General features: G+C 58.4%; 13 protein-coding genes and 6 tRNA genes. 2 read left to right on the forward strand and 17 right to left on the reverse strand.

The annotated features are described in order from the left end of the window. From AMA01_RS11375 to AMA01_RS11385, 3 genes are all read right to left on the reverse strand, one after another. Window positions 1-812 (reverse strand): carbohydrate ABC transporter permease (locus tag AMA01_RS11375; RefSeq protein WP_231862931.1); only part of this gene is annotated, 812 nt, incomplete at its 3' end. A gap of 86 nt (window positions 813-898) precedes the next feature. Beyond that, window positions 899-2,242 carry an ABC transporter substrate-binding protein gene (locus AMA01_RS11380; protein ID WP_067851071.1) on the reverse strand — a complete coding sequence of 448 codons (1,344 nt, stop codon included), beginning with the start codon at window positions 2,240-2,242 and terminating at the stop codon, window positions 899-901. 220 nt (window positions 2,243-2,462) lie between these two features. After that, window positions 2,463-3,464: a LacI family DNA-binding transcriptional regulator gene (locus tag AMA01_RS11385; RefSeq protein WP_067851073.1), complete on the reverse strand. Its 1,002-nt coding sequence runs from the start codon at window positions 3,462-3,464 to the stop codon at window positions 2,463-2,465. Window positions 3,465-3,739: 275 nt separating this feature from the next. On the opposite strand from AMA01_RS11385, the gene AMA01_RS11390 reads away from it, so the two are divergent. After that, a complete protein-coding gene (locus AMA01_RS11390) occupies window positions 3,740-5,026 on the forward strand; it encodes a glycosyltransferase family 87 protein (RefSeq protein ID WP_082744165.1) in 1,287 nt (428 codons plus the stop codon). Between the two features lie 37 nt (window positions 5,027-5,063). Here AMA01_RS11390 and AMA01_RS11395 read toward each other — a convergent pair whose 3' ends face one another. From AMA01_RS11395 to gnd, 12 genes are all read right to left on the reverse strand, one after another. Beyond that, entirely contained in the window at window positions 5,064-6,770 is a 1,707-nt protein-coding gene (locus tag AMA01_RS11395; protein WP_067851075.1) for a class I adenylate-forming enzyme family protein, read from the reverse strand. A gap of 29 nt (window positions 6,771-6,799) precedes the next feature. Next, window positions 6,800-7,552 (reverse strand): SDR family NAD(P)-dependent oxidoreductase, encoded by a 753-nt coding sequence (locus tag AMA01_RS11400; RefSeq protein WP_067851077.1) that lies wholly within the window; start codon window positions 7,550-7,552, stop codon window positions 6,800-6,802. Between the two features lie 18 nt (window positions 7,553-7,570). After that, on the reverse strand, window positions 7,571-8,380 hold the full coding sequence (gene menB, locus AMA01_RS11405) for a 1,4-dihydroxy-2-naphthoyl-CoA synthase (protein WP_067851079.1): 810 nt from the start codon (window positions 8,378-8,380) through the stop codon (window positions 7,571-7,573). A gap of 16 nt (window positions 8,381-8,396) precedes the next feature. Then, on the reverse strand, window positions 8,397-9,548 hold the full coding sequence (locus AMA01_RS11410; protein ID WP_067851083.1) for an acyl-CoA dehydrogenase family protein: 1,152 nt from the start codon (window positions 9,546-9,548) through the stop codon (window positions 8,397-8,399). 293 nt (window positions 9,549-9,841) lie between these two features. Continuing rightward, window positions 9,842-10,876 (reverse strand): DUF2332 domain-containing protein, encoded by a 1,035-nt coding sequence (locus AMA01_RS11415; protein WP_067851085.1) that lies wholly within the window; start codon window positions 10,874-10,876, stop codon window positions 9,842-9,844. A 208-nt stretch (window positions 10,877-11,084) separates the two neighbouring features. Then, window positions 11,085-11,161: transfer RNA gene (locus AMA01_RS11420), tRNA-Ile, on the reverse strand. Window positions 11,162-11,168: 7 nt separating this feature from the next. Further along, window positions 11,169-11,243, reverse strand: a tRNA-Val gene (locus AMA01_RS11425). A 55-nt stretch (window positions 11,244-11,298) separates the two neighbouring features. Continuing rightward, window positions 11,299-11,373 (reverse strand) — tRNA-Asn (locus AMA01_RS11430). A 3-nt stretch (window positions 11,374-11,376) separates the two neighbouring features. Then, window positions 11,377-11,452, reverse strand: a tRNA-Ala gene (locus AMA01_RS11435). 22 nt (window positions 11,453-11,474) lie between these two features. Further along, window positions 11,475-11,557 (reverse strand) — tRNA-Leu (locus tag AMA01_RS11440). Between the two features lie 7 nt (window positions 11,558-11,564). Then, window positions 11,565-11,641 (reverse strand) — tRNA-Arg (locus AMA01_RS11445). Between the two features lie 159 nt (window positions 11,642-11,800). After that, a complete protein-coding gene (gene gnd / locus AMA01_RS11450; RefSeq protein ID WP_230087953.1) occupies window positions 11,801-13,195 on the reverse strand; it encodes a decarboxylating NADP(+)-dependent phosphogluconate dehydrogenase in 1,395 nt (464 codons plus the stop codon). A gap of 353 nt (window positions 13,196-13,548) precedes the next feature. Here gnd and AMA01_RS11455 point away from each other — a divergent pair, with 353 nt between their 5' ends. Continuing rightward, window positions 13,549-14,634, forward strand: coding sequence for an NAD(P)H-dependent flavin oxidoreductase (locus tag AMA01_RS11455; protein WP_067851089.1), 1,086 nt, complete (start codon window positions 13,549-13,551; stop codon window positions 14,632-14,634). A gap of 65 nt (window positions 14,635-14,699) precedes the next feature. Here the strand turns inward: AMA01_RS11455 and AMA01_RS11460 are convergent, their stop codons facing one another. Next, complete coding sequence (locus tag AMA01_RS11460) at window positions 14,700-14,891, reverse strand: H-type small acid-soluble spore protein (RefSeq protein WP_067851110.1); 192 nt, start codon at window positions 14,889-14,891, stop codon at window positions 14,700-14,702. A 103-nt stretch (window positions 14,892-14,994) separates the two neighbouring features. Beyond that, window positions 14,995-16,596, reverse strand: coding sequence for an APC family permease (locus tag AMA01_RS11465; protein WP_067851091.1), 1,602 nt, complete (start codon window positions 16,594-16,596; stop codon window positions 14,995-14,997). Window positions 16,597-16,721: the final 125 nt, after the last annotated feature.

Below are 16,721 nucleotides of genomic sequence, written 5' to 3' on the forward strand. Positions count from 1 at the left end.
TCATATAAATAGAGCATTGGTGTTTCTGTCGCGTTTCCGGGACCGCCGCCTGTTAGAATGTACGGTTCAGTGAAAAGCTGCAATGTGCCAACAGTTGACAATATAGTGCAGAAGAGAATCACCGGGCGCAACAGGGGCAGAGTAATTTGAAAAAACGTGCGCACACGACCAGCTCCGTCAACAACAGCAGACTCGTAGACTTCCTCAGGAATATTCTGCAATCCAGATAGGATTATAATCGCGTTATACCCAGTCCATCTCCATGTCACTACAAGAAAAATGGCCCACCGAGCAGCCCATGAATCTCCTATCCAATTCACATTCGAAAACCCCACTACATGAAGAAGGTAGTTCATCATACCAAAACTAGGATTAAATATCAACTGGAATGCGATCGTATACGTTACCGCATCAACGAGGACAGGAAAGAAAATTAAGAGCCTAAATAGCCACTTCAGCTTCAGGAAGCGCGCATTTAGGACGACAGCTAAAAGCGTCGCAATGAACAACATAACCGGAACTTGAATTAGCAAAATGAACGCATCATTCAGTAGAGAAGTCCAAAAAGCTGGATCTGTTATCACAAGTCGATAGTTTTGAATTCCAACCCATGTCGAATGAACGGCGGACCAGTTTTCAAAAGAGAGTAGCAACGTATCTAGAATTGGATACAGCATGAAGATGGCAAATATAACGAAAAAAGGGGCTATCAATACGTACGGCACCCATGCCGGAACACCGGGTTGACTTGGAAACCGCAACCGTTGCTCTTCGGCACGTTTTTGTTTAGCGGTAGACTCTCGTTGAACCATCGACAATCGCCTCACCTCAAGTTCGCTATCGATTTAGAGAATGGGGAACCAGCGGAACAATGTTTGTCCCGCTGGTTAAACGATGGTCAACCGTTCGAAATGGGTTGTCCAGAGATACGGGCAGCGTTTGCTTCAGCTGTCTGCAAGGCCTGCTCAATATTCGCACCCTTAAATACCGAGATATATGCTTGCGAAAGAGGTTGAGAATAATCTTCGAAGTAACCACCATAATTGGTTGTCGGGATGTGTTTGGAGACAGAAGCAAAGAACTTATAAATGGGCATACCAAAATAAGAAAAGTTTTGATCAAAGTCAGTCCCTTTAGCTGTGTAGTACGACTCCCACGAAGGGAACAGACCGTACTTCAATTGAACATTCTCCCCGGGCACGGTATACAGACAGTAGTTGATAAAGTCCCAGGCCGCCTGAGCATTTTTGCTGTCCTTCGTAATTGCCAATACCGATCCTCCGGTGTCAGCTTCATTGTTCCCTCCAGGCGTAAACGCCGGAAGAGGAACAATGCCCCATAAACCACTTTGCTTAGGCGCGCTATTCATCATTGTGCCCGCATACCATACTGCCGATAGAATCGTAGCAACCTGACCATTGGCAAAAGCCGCAATCCCGTCATTCCAGGTAGGTGCATCCGCCACGATCCCGGCCTTACCCCACTGCTGAATCACGCTCATGGCCTTCTTGATCTGGGGATTCAGAAAATCGATATTACCATTGCTATTCACATAACTTCCACCAAGTTCATTCACCAAAATCATGAGAGTCGTCTGGATGCCTTGGCTTGGCTCGGACGTGTTCTCAGCTATCATCTTGACTTTGCCGTGAAAATGAGCAACCAGTTTTTTACCAGCAGCTAGGTAATCAGCCCAAGTCTTGATCGTGTTCGGATTAATTCCTGCTTCACGGAAGAGATCCTTCCGGTAATACAACGCGGCCGGCCCCAGATCCCACGGAGCAGCGTAAATATGACCGTTTTGCATAGTTACGTCCAGAGCGACGGGAGCTATGTGATTTTTGATTGAGCTCATATATGGAGTCAGATCAACAAAATCACCAGGAAATTTATGGAGGAAAGTTTGAAAATCTCTCTGCTGAACCTGAATGATATCAGGTGCATCCCCAGCGACAAGTTCCGGTATCACCTTCTGATACGCGGTATCAACGTATTCGACATTCACCTTAATCCATGGGTATTTCTTTTCGAATCCAGGGATTTCTGCCCGCAACGAGTCTGCTGCGTCGTTCCAAGATGCAACTGTAATTGTGACAGGTTGATGAGTCGAAGCACTTTCCTGCTGAGTCGACTGATCTCCGTTTTTCAACGCGCCACTTGTTCCACAACCAGATGCCATGACGCCCGCCATCGCTACCGACGCAGCGATCGTCGCATATCTAATTTTCTTCTTCGCGCGCATACTGTCTCCCCCCACATGTGTACTCGAGACCACACTGATACCGGAACACCGGACGAACGTAATCTACGTAATATTGCGTTCCCTCCCTTTTTGAAAACGGTTACTTACACACAGTATAGGTAAGCCGCAAGCTTAAAGTCAATACCCGATACTTAGAGCCAAGAGTAGACCGTGGCGGCACAAGAGCACTTGCCACGGTCTCGATTTTTTAGAAGCCATTTTAGGACCTGAGGCCCGTCGACTCCCGAATGACGAGTTCCGTCTGCAACTCGATACTTCGGGGCCCCGACGCCACGCCTTCTACCTGATCCAACAGCAGCTGAACGAGCCTTGCCCCCACTTCCGCCTTTGGAATGCGAGCCGTTGTCAGGGCCGGCGTCGACATGCGCGCAAGCTCCACATCGTCGATGCCAATGACCGATACGTCCTGTGGGACCTGAACACCGCGCTCCGCAAGGGCCCGAATGGCACCGAGCGCCAACAGATCGTTCGAGGCGGCGATCGCGGTGAATCGAATGCCCTGATCTAGCATGGACGCGATACGCTCGTAACCCGCCGACATCGTGTCCCGCAGGTACGGAACGAGTTGCACCAATGGCTCCCCGGCCACGAGGCCATGGTCGCGCATGGCGTCCAGGTAACCGGCGTACCGCGGATTCTCTTCGTGATCGTCGTACTCGCCGAGGAAAGCGATGTCGCGATGTCCGAGTTGAATCAGGTATTCCACGTTCCGCCGCATGGCCTGATACAAATCCACGTGCACGTGAGTCAGGCCGAAGTCCGAACTGCGGTCCTTATAAATGCAAATGGGAATCTTGCGCGACAGTTCCTTCAAATCCACAACGTTGACGACTTCGTACGGCGTCAGCACCATGAGGCCGTCGTAAAAGCCTTCCAAAATAAGCTTCATATACGCCTCGCGATCCCGCGTGACGTTGTACAGCGAAAACGTGTAACCTCGCTCCAGAGCGGCGCGTTCGATGCCAAGGAGCACCTCGTGATAGAAAGGGTTGCTCAACGAAGAAATGATGCAAGTGAACTGCCCGCACCGCTTCATCTTCAAGCTCCGCGCCATACGATTGGGCACGTAATTCAATTCCTTGATGGCTTGGAGCACGCGCTCGCGGACGTCCGCTGCCACGTATCCGTTTTCATTCAGGACCCGTGATACCGTGGTCGGTGAAACGCCTGCCCTCCTCGCCACATCTACCCGTGTGGCCATGTCATTCCCCCCGAGTCTCGCGATCGCGCCCTGATGCCTCGAGACCACCCTCTGCGCGATCGCCCTTTGTGTTGTTATACATCAGCTCTATTTTAGGGGATCTGTGTGTGGATCAACAAGACATGTATCAGAAAGACGGCGCGCGCATGAACGTAGGCGCCGCAACATCGGTCCATCACGACAGTACCACAACCTCTCCACCCTCTAAGCGGATTTTGATTGACTATGTGGTACGCTGTCACCGTGAACTTCGAAACACAGGGAGGAAAACAAGGTTGGACGTATCCGCGCGCACCGGTCGATATGCGATCCGGCCTTTCGTCATTGCGATGGCCTTGATCGTGATCGGCATTTGCGTCGTGAAGGAATGGCAAGGACTGGGGCGCCTCGATTTCCTGGGCTACGATTACGCTTTCTTTTACAACGCATTCTTGCACGTGCTGGCAGGACAGACCCATTGGCACCAGTTGTACAACCCGGCGGCGGAACGCTCGTTTTTGATAGCGCAGGGTTATCCGATTGATCCGCATAATCATTACGTGTACCCGCCCCAGTTCGCTTGGATGTTCGCCTGGATGGCCCTTTTCCCCTTCGACGCATCGCTCGCCTTGTGGCGAGTGCTGTCCATTGCGGCGGGGATGTTCGGCGTGTATTGGACCATGAAGACGTTGTGGCCGCGGATCCGGCGGGGACACCTCTTCCTCGCCGTCGCGGCCACGCTCACGCTGACGCCCTTTCAGTTGGACTTTGCCGTCGGCAACGTGAATACCATCCTGTTTGCGTTCCTGGCGCTCGCATTCTACGCGGTCTATCGCCTGGACAAGCCGATGGTGGGCGCCATCGCCTTGGCTGCAGCGGCGCTGATCAAGGTGACGCCGCTTGCGATTTTGCTCGCATTCGCCATCCAGGGGCGATGGAATGTCGTAGCGCGTACGCTTATGGTTTTATCGTTGGGCCTACTCTCGTCGTTTCTCTTCCTCGGCTGGGACAGTACTGCCGCGTACGCCACGCACTTTCTGCAGTTCGGCAGGCAGAGCATGGCGAATGGCCCTGCGCCGTACAACCAATCGCTTCTTGGCGTACTCGAGCTCCTGTGGAACAAGGGGCGAGCCGGATCGACTCCTACGTGGCTGAGCCTTTTGTTTGACGTCTACGCTGTCGCGCTGTTGTTTGTCATCGGAGCGGCCATGCGGCGCAAGCCATGGTCGTCTGACGCAATCCGCATTGGACTGAGTGCACTCCTTCCCGTCGCGGTTTCACCGCTCGTGGAGCAGCCGCACATGGTGTTCACGCTGCCAGCGCTCATGGCTTCGCTTCATCTGATCCGTCGCGACACGCGCGCGGCGAGCAGACGCACCTATGCTGCGATGTTCGGACTCGCCTATGGGCTGCAGACGCTCCCGGCGACGTTCCTCGTGAATCACGCGACGCGTCTCTTGCCGTCCCTTTACTGGATTCACATCCAGATGTTCATATCCTTTGTGTGCATCCTGGGCGTGCTGCTGATCATGGCTCGACGTGGCGCTTCGCAACCTCTGACGCGCACGGCAGCCGTGGGCTGAGCACGCGCGGCCGCCGTCGAATTTGCGCCGGTGAACGTCACAGGCGGGAATCCTCTCCCTCTCCGCCCGCCCCTGGGCGAAGTCGCGCGGCGATCTCGCGCAGGGCGAAGCGCTGAAACTTGCCCGTGCTCGTCATGGGGAAGCTGTCAATCATCTGCACTGCCTCTGGCCAGTGCGACTTGCTTACGCCGCGATCGCGCAAGAACGCCTGGACCTCCTCCAGGGTCAGCACGTCGCCCGGATGCTTCGGCACAATAAAGCATGCGGCGCGCTGGCCGAGGCGAGGGTCCGGCATCGCCACTACCGCCGCCTGCCCCACGCGCGGATGGGCGTACAGCACCTCCTCGATGGCCCGGGGATCGATTTTGTAGCCGCCTCGATTGATGAGGTCGTCGCGGCGCGCCACAAACGTGGAATACCCCGCTTCGTCCACCCGCACAATGTCCGCCGAGTGAAACCAGCCGTCATCATCAAACATGCGGCGCGTGTTTTCCGGCTGCCGATAATAGCCGGGGATCATGTTCGCGCCGCGCACCCAGAGTTCTCCTTCACAAGGCGGTTCGAGCCTCTGCCCGCGCTCATCCACCACCTGATCTTCGAGTCCATCCAGCCGTTTCCCGAAGGACACGCTGGTGACGTCGATCCCGTCCCCAGGGCGCGTGATGTGCGTGACGCCCCCCTCCGTGTATCCATAGCACGCGAAGATGTCGGCGCCGAGTTTGGCGTTGAGCGACCTCAAGATCTCCGCGGGACACGTCGCCCCCGCATAGACGATGCCACGGAGATACGGAACTGACGAGGCGGTGAGATCGTCCGCCCGCGCGAGATCGACGAGCATGGGCGTGGCACCGAGCAGATAGGTGGGCTGTTCCCTCCGCATGACGGACACGGCGCGCTGGACGTCCCAGTGGGACAAGAGCGCCACCGGCGCGCCGCGAGAGAGGGCCCCAAGACACCCGATGCCGAGCCCCGTGAGGTGGGCGATGGGCGTCACAATGAGCCACTTCGCCGCTGGTTCAAACCGCGCCGTCTGATTCAGTTGCCGTATCCAGTACAGGTTGTTGGCATGCAGGTGGAGTTCTGCCTTGGGCCGGCCTGTGGTGCCAGAGGTGAACATGATGAAAAAGGGATCCACAGCGACCGGGCGCGTGTCGTGGAGCGAGTCACCTGCTCCCTCCGCAGCTGAACGCAACAAGTCGGCGTAGGAAACCGCGTCCCCATCCGGGGCTTGCGGCACGGCGACAAGCGCCAACGTGCACCCCGCGTCCGCCGCGGCGCGCCGCATGGGCGCAAGATAGTCCCGGTTGCGAAAGGTGGCCATCACGACAGCCACCTTCGGCTGTGTCAGCTGGAGCACATAGGCGAGATCGTGCTCCGTGTACGGCATGTGGCAGAGGACAGAAATCGCGCCCGCCTTGGCCGTCCCCATGAGGGCCACTAGAAACTCGTGCGTGTTCGGCAGCTGCAGCGCGACGCGATCGCCTGGACACACCCCCATCGCTTGAAGACCGAGAGCGAACTGGTCCGACGCCTTTTCGAGCTCGCCGTACGTCGTGACGGCTCCGTCCTCGTCGATCACGGCCGGTGCGTTAGGTTTTTGCGCTGCGTGCAGCGATACAAGATCCAGGAACGTCTCCTCGGTCCAGCGGCCCGCGCGCAGGTGCTCCTCGATGTGTCGGCGCGTCAACCACACGTCGTCCCGCGACACCAGCCGCTCGACGCTTGCCTCCCATCTCTCGTTCATCCATGCTCCCCTCCTCGCGCCGCAGGGCCCTATGCCATCGTCAGGCCGCCCGACACGCTCAGCGTCTGCCCGGTGATGAATCGGGCGTCATCGGACGCCAGAAACGCCACGGCGCTCGCGATTTCCTCCGGTTCCGCGAGCCGTCGAAATGGAATGGCCCGCTCCAGCGCGCTCGCCAGTTTGTCGTTCTGCCCGGCAATCTCCTGAAAGAGAGGCGTCCTGGCCGGCCCCGGGCACACCACATTCACGTTGATGCGGTGCTTCGCCATTTCCCGCGCAATCGTCTTCGAAAACGCGATCACGCCGCCCTTCGCCGCGGCGTACACCGCCTCCCCCGTGGATCCCACCCGCGCCGCATCGGAGCCGATATTCACCACCTTGCCGTACGAGCGGGCCACCATATGCGGCAACACTGCGTGGCACGTGTACAGGACGCTCTTCAAATTGATGGCAAGGATCTTCTCCCACGTCTCCTCCCGGCTGTCGAGGAACAGTTCGATGCGGTCCCAGCCGGCGTTGTTCACCAGGATGTCGATCCGCCCGAACTGCTCCATCACCTTCCCGACCATCGCCTGGACCTCGTCTCGACGCGTGACGTCCGCGCGCACCGCCAGCGCCTCGGCGCCCATCCCGCAGAGGCGCTCGCTCGTCTCGCGAGCCGCGTCCAGGTCGAGATCGACCACGGCCACGTGAGCCCCCTCCGCCGCGAAGCGCTCGCAGATGGCCCGCCCGATCCCCCGCGCGCCTCCCGTCACGATGGCGACCCTATCTTCCAGCTTCATCCCATCCCCTCCCCACGCCTACCTATCCCGCCGCCGAAACTTGCGAAAGTTCGGCTTCCGCTTTTCCTTGAACGCCTGAAGCCCTTCGAGCGCTTCGTCGGACCGGTAGTACATCGCGAGGGACGCCATCGACAGGCGTGTGATGCCCTCGATATGCGCCGAGTCCGCGTTGAACGAATACTTGAGGAACTTGAGCGCCGTGGGACTCTTGTCGAGAATCTTCTGACACCATGCCTCGACCTCGTCCATCAGCTGCTCGTGGGGCACCACCTTGTTGACGAGGCCCATCGCGAGCGCCTCCTCTGCCGTGTACTGCTCGCACAAAAACCACAGTTCACGCGCCTTTTTTTCGCCCACCACGCGCGCGAGGTAAGCGGTTCCATAGCCGGCGTCAAAGCTCCCCACCTTCGGCCCGACCTGGCCGAACTTCGCGCGATCCGACGCGATGCTCAAGTCGCACAGGACGTGCAGCACGTGCCCCCCGCCAATCGCATACCCATTCACGGCTGCAATGACCGGCTTCGGGATGCCCCGGATCAGACCGTGCAGCGTCTCAATCTCGAGCCCAATGCCCTCTTCCAGGTCGCCCCCCGTGCCTGTGTACCCTTCGCTGTCGCGGTCCTTTTGATCGCCGCCCGTGCAAAAGGCGCGATCGCCCGCCCCCGTCAGCACCACCACGCCGACGGTCGGATCGTCCCACGCGTCCCGAAACGCGTCGATCATCTCGCGCACGGTCAGCGACCGAAACGCGTTCAAGACCTCCGGCCGATTGATGGTGACCTTCGCGATCCCGTCCCGCTTCTCGTAGAGAATATCCGTGTACGACACGCTCCCGCCCCCCTGTTCAGCACGGTTTGTAGTTCTTGCCCAGCCACTCTCGCGCAATGACGATCTTCTGCGTCTGCGCCGTGCCATCGCCGATTTCGAGCCCAATCACGTCCCGCAGCCGCTGCTCGAGCGGCAGATCTTTCGTGTAGCCATAGTGGCCGTGAAGCAGGATGCACTCGTGGATGGCCTGCGCCGCCACCTGCGGGCCGAGCCACTTGCACATCGACGCTTCCTTCGTGTGCGGAAGGCCGCGATCGCGCAACCACAGCGCCCGGTAGCTGAACCAGCGGATCATCTCGATCTGGGTGTGATACTCCACCAGCGGAAACGCGACGCCCTGAAACTGAGCGAGCGAGCGACCGAACGCGCGCCTGCGCCTCACGTGCGCCGCCGTCTCATCGAGCGACTGCATCGCCGCGCCAAGGCACTGCAGGCAGATGAGCACGCGGCTCAGGTCGAAGCCCCGCATGAGCTGGTAAAAGGCCCGATTTTCTTCGCCGATGCGATGGTCAACGGGCACCTCCACGCGCTCCAGGAACACTGACCCGCGGCCAATGGCCACGTTGCCCATATCGTCGTAGCGATGTACCGACACGCCCGGCGCCTCTCTCGGGACTAGAAAGGCGCTCACGCCTCTCGCGCCCGCGTCCGGTTGCGTCTTGGCGAACACGACAAACGCATCGGCGACGGAGGCCAGCGAGATGCCCGACTTCTCCCCCGTGAGGATGTATCCAGTGCCAACGCGCTCCGCGCGCGCAGCCATGTGGGCGACGTCCGATCCGGCGCCCGGCTCCGTGATGGCGATGGCGATGAGCCGCTCGCCTGCGGCCATGGGAGCGAGCCACTCGCGCTTCACGGCCTCCGAGGCGTGCGGCTCGAGGACCTCGGCCAAAAGCGAGTTCAGCATGACAGCGTACGCGGCGTTGAAGTCGCCGCGGGCGATCTCTTCGGCGGCGATCCCGGTGGTCAAACAGTCCGCCCCGCTACCGCCATACCTCGGCGATACTCGAAGCCCCGTGAGCCCGAGACGGCCCATGGCCTGCCACAAATCCCGCGGAAAAGCACCCGTTTTATCCCAATGAGCGTATTTCGGCGCCAGTTCACGCCGCGCGAAGTCTCGCAGGACCTCGCGCCACTGTGCTTGCTCTTCGGAGAACGCAAAGTCCACCTCTTCACCCCCCGGCAACGGCAGCTCACAAGACCGGCGTGTTGCTGCGAATCCAGTTGGGCATCTCCCATAAACGACGTCTTTTCTCTAGATAGGTATGAATGGCGAAGAAGACACATGAGGATGACCGCAAGGAGCACGAGAAATGTCACGGTGGGATTGCTGGAGGAACCACCGAGGAAACTTCGCGGATACGAATCGGCGGAGCCGCCGAAGAACATGGGACGGGTGGCAAGATGATGCGGCACTGAACATGCGGCTTTGGCCCTAGATCGACGGAACGCTATTCAGCCTCACACATTTGCAAGCCAAGCGAACCATTGGCCATGTCCGTCAATTTCCGCAACGATATGATCACGTTCAACACCTTGATGCACAAGCGCCAAGTGTAGTTTGCCCGCATCATATAGATTGTTGAAGAGATGAAAAACAGGCCTCTGAAAGCTTATGTCACGCAGGATTTGCACCAGTTTCTCCTTTTCGCAAATCGTAAATTGATTGGCTACGTGGGTATGAAATACACACAAGGTCGAATCCTCTGGTATTTGCGTGACAACCTCAGGCAAGACCGTCAACCCATCGCCTTCGATAAGCTGAACGTCGTTGCATCGCTTCATCATCTCGGCGGCCTGTTCAAACCAGCGCCTTCGTTCTACGTGCTCTGGCCAAATGAGCGCCTTTAACCACAGATAATCATCGTCATCACTCAGATTGATGACGTGTAAGTCAATTCCCGCCCGGAAAGCGACAGGCGGACTTGTTCTGGATAGTGGCGGTATAACGTCGTTTTTGAGACGAGCGACCAACTGAACAGGCGACTCCTGGTCCCCGTAGACTTCAGGCGATCCGTACGCATATTTGAACTTATCCCACAATAGCTGAAGTCCGGCACTTGTACCAATCTCGATAAGGGACAGCGGCTTCCGTGTTATATTGTGAATGGAGCAAAAACTTGGGTAAAGATATGTGCAACGGCGAATTTCGTTCGTTTGCACGATTCGGGTCTGCAGAATGGCGACGATGTCTTCTCGATACCGATGGCAGAAGTCTCGGAAGGCGCCGAACGATTGATCGACAGAAAGAGGCGACGCGACCAAATCGGGATAATACGCCTTTAACTCGTGATGGACTCCTTTCAAAAGCAAATAGTGGATGGACGCAAAAAACAGGTTGGGAATGGGCTGGCCACGACGGCAATGAGAACTGAGTTCAAGCAAATCATCTGCAGCAGATACCTGCAACGATAAAAACTCATAGAGTCTGCTGTTCCCTTTACATTCTGTAAGTGCAAAACGTTCGAATCGCTCGGACAAGGGCATCTCTTTCATGTAGCCCACCTCGAACGGTTTCAAGGACCCGCAATTGCCGGGTTCACGCGTACAGACCCCAAATGTTTCGTCCCTCACGACGGACGGCACATGCGGCGTTCTTTGATGTTCGCCCGGGAGCTGTAACTCTCTCTTTTTGCTGTCGAAGATGAAGAACCGCCGAAACCCCTCTTCAAGCGAAGCGTTTCGACGGTCCTTATCCCTTATGTGGTGGGCCCAGGTGGACTCGAACCACCGACCTCACGATTATCAGTCGTGCGCTCTAGCCGACTGAGCTATGAGCCCATAAAAATGGTGGGCGGTGGCAGGATCGAACTGCCGACCCCTCGCGTGTGAGGCGAGTGCTCTCCCGCTGAGCTAACCGCCCATCTCGACTGCGGGTATCCACATGTGAAGATTGCCTCGCTTGACGGAGAGCGAGATGGCTCCCCGAGTAGGATTCGAACCTACGACCCTCCGGTTAACAGCCGGATGCTCTACCGCTGAGCTATCGAGGAATGTGGTGGAGCTAAGCGGATTCGAACCGCTGGCCTCCAGAGTGCGATTCTGGCGCTCTCCCAACTGAGCTATAGCCCCACATGGTCTCCCCGTCAAGCGTTGGTCCCGGAGGCCGGACTCGAACCGGCACGGTTTCCCGCACGATTTTGAGTCGTGTGCGTCTGCCAATTCCGCCACTCCGGGAATCACATGGCGTGCCCGGAGAGATTCGAACTCCCGACCTTTTGATTCGTAGTCAAACGCTCTATCCGGCTGAGCTACGGGCACGCGTCTCTGTCGCTCGTCTCCGCTCATCGCGTCACTGACGAAGTCGACGTTGAGTAATGTATCACGGTTCTCGAGAAAACGCAAGCCCCCGCGGGCCATTTTTTTTGCAGACCCACAGGAGCCGCGCCAATTTGCCCTGAAACGGCGGGCTGAACACACTCAGACCTCCGTCAAGACGGATTCGTCGCCCAGCCAGTGGAAGTGGAAGACGCCGTCGCGATCGATCCGGCGAAACGTGTGAGCACCGAAGTAATCTCGCTGCGCCTGCAGCAGGTTTGCGGGCAGCCGCTCGGAGCGATAACTGTCGTAGTACGCGAGCGCACTCGCAAACGCCGGAACGGGTACACCATAGGTGACGGCGGTCGCCACGACGCGGCGCCATGAATCCTGGTACGACGCGATGGACGACCGGAAGTAAGGATCCAGAAGCAAGTTTGGGAGGCCAGGATTCCGGTCGTAGGCCTCTTTGATGTTGTGCAAGAAGCGGGCGCGGATGATGCACCCCCCGCGGAAGATCATGGCGATGGCGCCGAGATCCAGGTTCCATCCGTACTCCTGCGACGCCTGGCGCAGGTGTGAAAAGCCCTGCGCGTACGAGCAGATTTTGCTTGCGTACAGCGCGCGGCGGACGTCCTCGATGAGCGCGTCGCGATCGAGCGATTCCCGAGGCCGCTCGGGGCCGGGAAGCTCTCTGCTCGCGGCCACGCGCTCATCCTTCATGGCCGACAAAAAGCGGGCGAAGACACTTTCAGTGATCATGGTGAGAGGCACGCCGAGATCGAGCGCGCTTTGGCTTGTCCACTTGCCGGTTCCCTTTTGACCGGCGGTGTCGAGGATGACATCGACCATGGGCCGCCCCGTCTCCGGATCGCGCTTCGAGAAGATGTCCGCCGTGATTTCGATGAGGTAACTGTCGAGTTCACCCTTGTTCCACTCCGAAAAAACGCGATGGAGCTCATCGGCGGACAGGCCGAGGACCTCGCTCAGCAGGTGATAGGCCTCGCAGATGAGCTGCATGTCGCCGTACTCGATGCCGTTGTGGACCATCTTGACATAGTGGCCCGCGCCGTCTGGGCCGATGTAGGTGCAGCAGGGATCCTCGCCCACCTTCGCGGCGATGGCCGTCAAAATGGGCTCGACGAGCGCGTACGCGTCCCGGCTGCCGCCCGGCATGATGGCAGGTCCCTTCAGCGCCCCTTCTTCGCCGCCGGAAATGCCTGTACCGATGAAGAGAATGCCCTTTTCCTCGAGTTCCTTATGCCGACGCCGCGTGTCCTCGAAGTACGAATTGCCTCCGTCGACGATCACGTCCCCGGGCTCAAGCAGCGGCACCAGCTGCGAAATCGCCTCGTCGACAGGGCGTCCGGCCTGGACCATCAGGATGACGCGCCTCGGCCGTTCAAGCGAGGCGACGAAATCCTGAAGCGAATACGCCGGTATGATCCTCTTGTCTTTCGCCTCTTCCGCAAGTTCCTGTGTTCTCGAGGCCGTACGGTTGTAGACGGCGACTGTAAAGCCTCGGCTCTCGATATTCAGAGCCAGGTTTTTCCCCATGACCGCAAGGCCAACCACGCCGACCTGTGCTTCTGCCACACGCTCCACTCCTTGTCTGTCCGGGTTCCGTCCGCGCGGCGGATCGCCCTCATCATAGAACAGGCAGAACTCTTAGACAAGTAGAGAATGTTACAAGATTAGCGCCGGAGCGGGATGGGCGCACACAGACAAAAGGGGCAGCCTCTCGGCCGCCCCTTTTGCGAAGGCTGTTGACACGCCACCGAACCACGCCTATGCGTCCGTTCTCGCGGCACATCAACCTCCCGTGCTCACATTTTGCCCCGTCCGCCGGAGAGGTATACACTGAACACACCATCTATTCCATGCGTTTCACAGGGCGAAGGAGGGATTCCATGGCTGGAGCGAACGAGTGGCTTCAAACGCTGGGCGTGCGCCACCCGATTTTCGCCGCACCCATGGCCGGAGGTCCGTCGACACCCGAACTGGTCGCGGCCGTGAGCGACGCGGGAGGGCTCGGCTTTCTTGGCGTGGGCTATCTCTCTCCCGACGACACCCGTGCCGCCATTCGCCGTGTACGGGCGTTGACCGACGCCCCGTTCGGCGTGAACGTGTTCATTCCGGAGGAACCCACGGGAGATGCGAGTCGCAGCGTCACGGCCATGAAGGCGTGGTTGCGCGAATGGGTGGACGATCCGGCAGTTGCGGACGAGATCGACGGTGTGGATCCGCGCTTTCCGGCGCTCGCCGAGTTCGAAGCGCAGATGGACGTCATCCTGGAAGAGCGCGTGCCGATCCTGAGCTTCACCTTTGGCTGTCCTGGGGCCGACACCATTGGGAGATGGAAGGCAGCGGGCGCGTGCGTCATCGGCACGGCCACCACGCCTGAGGAAGCGGTGGCGCTCGAGCAAGCAGGCTGTGATGCCGTGATCGCGCAAGGATACGAGGCCGGTGGCCACCGTGGCTCCTTCCTGCCGATGGACGAAACCCGGCTCATCGGGACCATGGCGCTCGTCCCCCAGGTGGTCGATCGCGTCAGCATTCCGGTCATCGCGGCGGGTGGCATCATGGACGGCCGGGGCATTGTCGCGTGTATGGCGTTGGGTGCGGTCGCTGTGCAAATGGGCACAAGTTTCCTGGTGACGCACGAGAGCGGCGCTCACCCGGCGTACAAACGAGCCGTCATGGAGTGGCGGGATCGCGGCACGGCTTTGACGCGGAGTTTTTCGGGCAGACACGCGCGAGGCATTCGCAACGCTTTCATGGAGGCGGTGGGACGAGCGGAGCTGGATGTTCCACCGTACCCGCTTCAGAACACCCTGACTCAGCCGATTCGCCGCCGCGCAGCTGTGACGGGAGATGCCGAACGAATGTCGCTGTGGGCGGGACAGGGCTACCCCATGGCCAAGCCCATGCCGGCAGCGGACATGGTTCGCGAACTTGTGGCGCAGATGGAGCGCGTGAAGTCCCTCCTGTGCTAAGCCGATGGTTCTGCACAGTCTTGGAGCGCCGGCTCTTGAGCCTCACGCCGGCGCTCCGCAAGCCATCAGTGCACCACGTGCTGCTCCGTCAAATCGTGTACATGCACCTCGTAGCGGCGATCCGGGTTTTTGAGATGATACACCCTGGCCTTCTTGGTTCCTTCATCCACCGACTGAATGTAAACCTGATGGCCCTCGTGTGTGACGTGCGCCATCACTGGCGACGAAGCGATTTCCTTCGCACGCTGCAGCTCCATCTCGCACACCTCCTCGTGATCGCCCTTGATGATGCCCCACATGACGGAAGACATGTGAACCTGTTTCTGGCCGCTTTGTGACGATCACGGCAAGAGCGGCGCTCTAAATATGAGCCACCGTCGTTGCGGCTTCCTCCGCTTCATCGTGTTCTTCGTAGTTGGCATAGGGCAGTGCGCTCGCAACGCCCCACGCGTACGCGCCAATCGCCAGCAGCACGACCACGATCTGATCCCACGGCGCTGGTATGAGCCCGCGTCCGCCAAACGACTTGTCACCGAGATACGACATGACCCACAGCACAGCGTAGAATGAGACCAGCCACAGCGAGGACTTGATTTGCTGCACGAACGGCACCGCGTCGGTGGGGACCACGGCACGCAGTGCAATCACGTAAACCGCCCACAACACGATTTGCAATCCGATAAGCCATGCGTCGATGCTAAAGCCAGACCAGTAGATGATTAGAGTTGCCACGATAAAGGCAAGCGGCGCAATGACTCCCATGCCAGGCAGACGGAACGGCCGGTGCAGATCTCTCGCCGTTCGCCGCAACGCGGCGGCCGAAATGGGGCCAATGATGTAGGTGAGCACCGTCGCGGAAGACACGACACCAACCAACTTGCTCCACGTGGGAAACGGAAGGGTCCACATGATGGCCAATATGAATGAGAGCCAAAGCGCAGGACGAGGAATTCCCGTTTTTGGTGAGACACGAGCGAAAATGGGGAAGAATGTTTTGGTCTTGGCCCATGCAAAGATGACGCGCGCGGTCGAGGATAGATAGATGTTTCCTGTTCCACTCGGCGAGATCACCGCATCTCCGTAGAGCACGACGCCCATCCAGCCGATGCCAAGTGCGGTTGCAAGTTGCGCGAAAGGTGCTGTGTAGTTCAGCTTTGACCAGCCGCCTGCCAACGCGGAGGAAGGTACTGCGCCGATGAACACGACCTGCAGGAGGATGTACAAGACAGCAGCAATTGCGATGGCCAAAACAATGGAGATCGGTACGTTTCTCTGTGGATTGCGCGCTTCTCCCGCAAAGTCGATGGCCTGGCGAAAACCGAGGTAAGAAAAGACAATGCCCCCTGTGGCGACCGCAGTTTCAATTCCTGCGGCCCCGTTTGGCGCGAAGCCATGGCTCGTAAAGTTGGATGCGTGAAAATGACCAAAGAAGACGATCACCGTCAAGAGTGGCACGACGAACTTGAGGAAGGTCCAAACGGAGTTGATTTTTCCGAAGACATGAACGCTCCAGTAGTTAATGAGAAAGAATACTGTCAGGAGACCCACTTGCACGAACCAGCCGAGCACGGTGGGACCAGATCCAGACGAGTTCTGCCACCCAAGAGCAGGCCACCAATGCTGAGCATACTGGCGCATGGCCTCTGCTTCGATGCCAGCGACGCTCGAATAGGCGATGAGCGCTGCAAATCCCATGAGATATCCAACCAGCGGTCCGTGTGAATAATCTGGGTAGCGAATGATTCCGCCCGCTCGTGGCAAAGCACCGCCCAACTCTGCGTACACAAGACCAATGAGCATGACAGCCACGGCACCAATGACCCATGCGATCCAGGCGGATGGACCTGCGAGCGTGGCGCCTCCCAACGCACCGAGTAGCCACCCTGACCCGATGATGGCTCCAAGACCCAGAAACGTGAGATCCATCAGAGACAATTGACGGCGAAGCTTGCCTTGTTCCATCACGTCCCCATCCTTCCTTACTTTATTCTGTTCTCAAATTTCAGTTCTTTCAGTCCATTATTTGTGTTATCAAACATCACCTCCAAAGCGTGTGGATGGGCACATTCTAGCAAAGAGGGTCGATT

It is taken from the genome of Alicyclobacillus mali NBRC 102425 (assembly GCF_001570745.1).
GTDB lineage: Bacteria > Bacillota > Bacilli > Alicyclobacillales > Alicyclobacillaceae > Alicyclobacillus > Alicyclobacillus mali.

Excerpts from the sequence above, each read along its gene's own strand:
- AMA01_RS11455 (WP_067851089.1), top strand. The coding sequence starts at position 13,549 with ATGGCTGGAGCGAACGAGTGGCTTCAAACGCTGGGCGTGCGCCACCCG.
- AMA01_RS11465 (WP_067851091.1), bottom strand. The coding sequence starts at position 16,596 with ATGGAACAAGGCAAGCTTCGCCGTCAATTGTCTCTGATGGATCTCACG.
- AMA01_RS11395 (WP_067851075.1), bottom strand. The coding sequence starts at position 6,770 with ATGAACGAGAGATGGGAGGCAAGCGTCGAGCGGCTGGTGTCGCGGGAC.
- AMA01_RS11400 (WP_067851077.1), bottom strand. The coding sequence starts at position 7,552 with ATGAAGCTGGAAGATAGGGTCGCCATCGTGACGGGAGGCGCGCGGGGG.
- AMA01_RS11380 (WP_067851071.1), bottom strand. The coding sequence starts at position 2,242 with ATGCGCGCGAAGAAGAAAATTAGATATGCGACGATCGCTGCGTCGGTA.
- AMA01_RS11460 (WP_067851110.1), bottom strand. The coding sequence starts at position 14,891 with ATGGAGCTGCAGCGTGCGAAGGAAATCGCTTCGTCGCCAGTGATGGCG.
- AMA01_RS11385 (WP_067851073.1), bottom strand. The coding sequence starts at position 3,464 with ATGGCCACACGGGTAGATGTGGCGAGGAGGGCAGGCGTTTCACCGACC.
- AMA01_RS11415 (WP_067851085.1), bottom strand. The coding sequence starts at position 10,876 with ATGAAAGAGATGCCCTTGTCCGAGCGATTCGAACGTTTTGCACTTACA.
- gnd (WP_230087953.1), bottom strand. The coding sequence starts at position 13,195 with ATGGGGAAAAACCTGGCTCTGAATATCGAGAGCCGAGGCTTTACAGTC.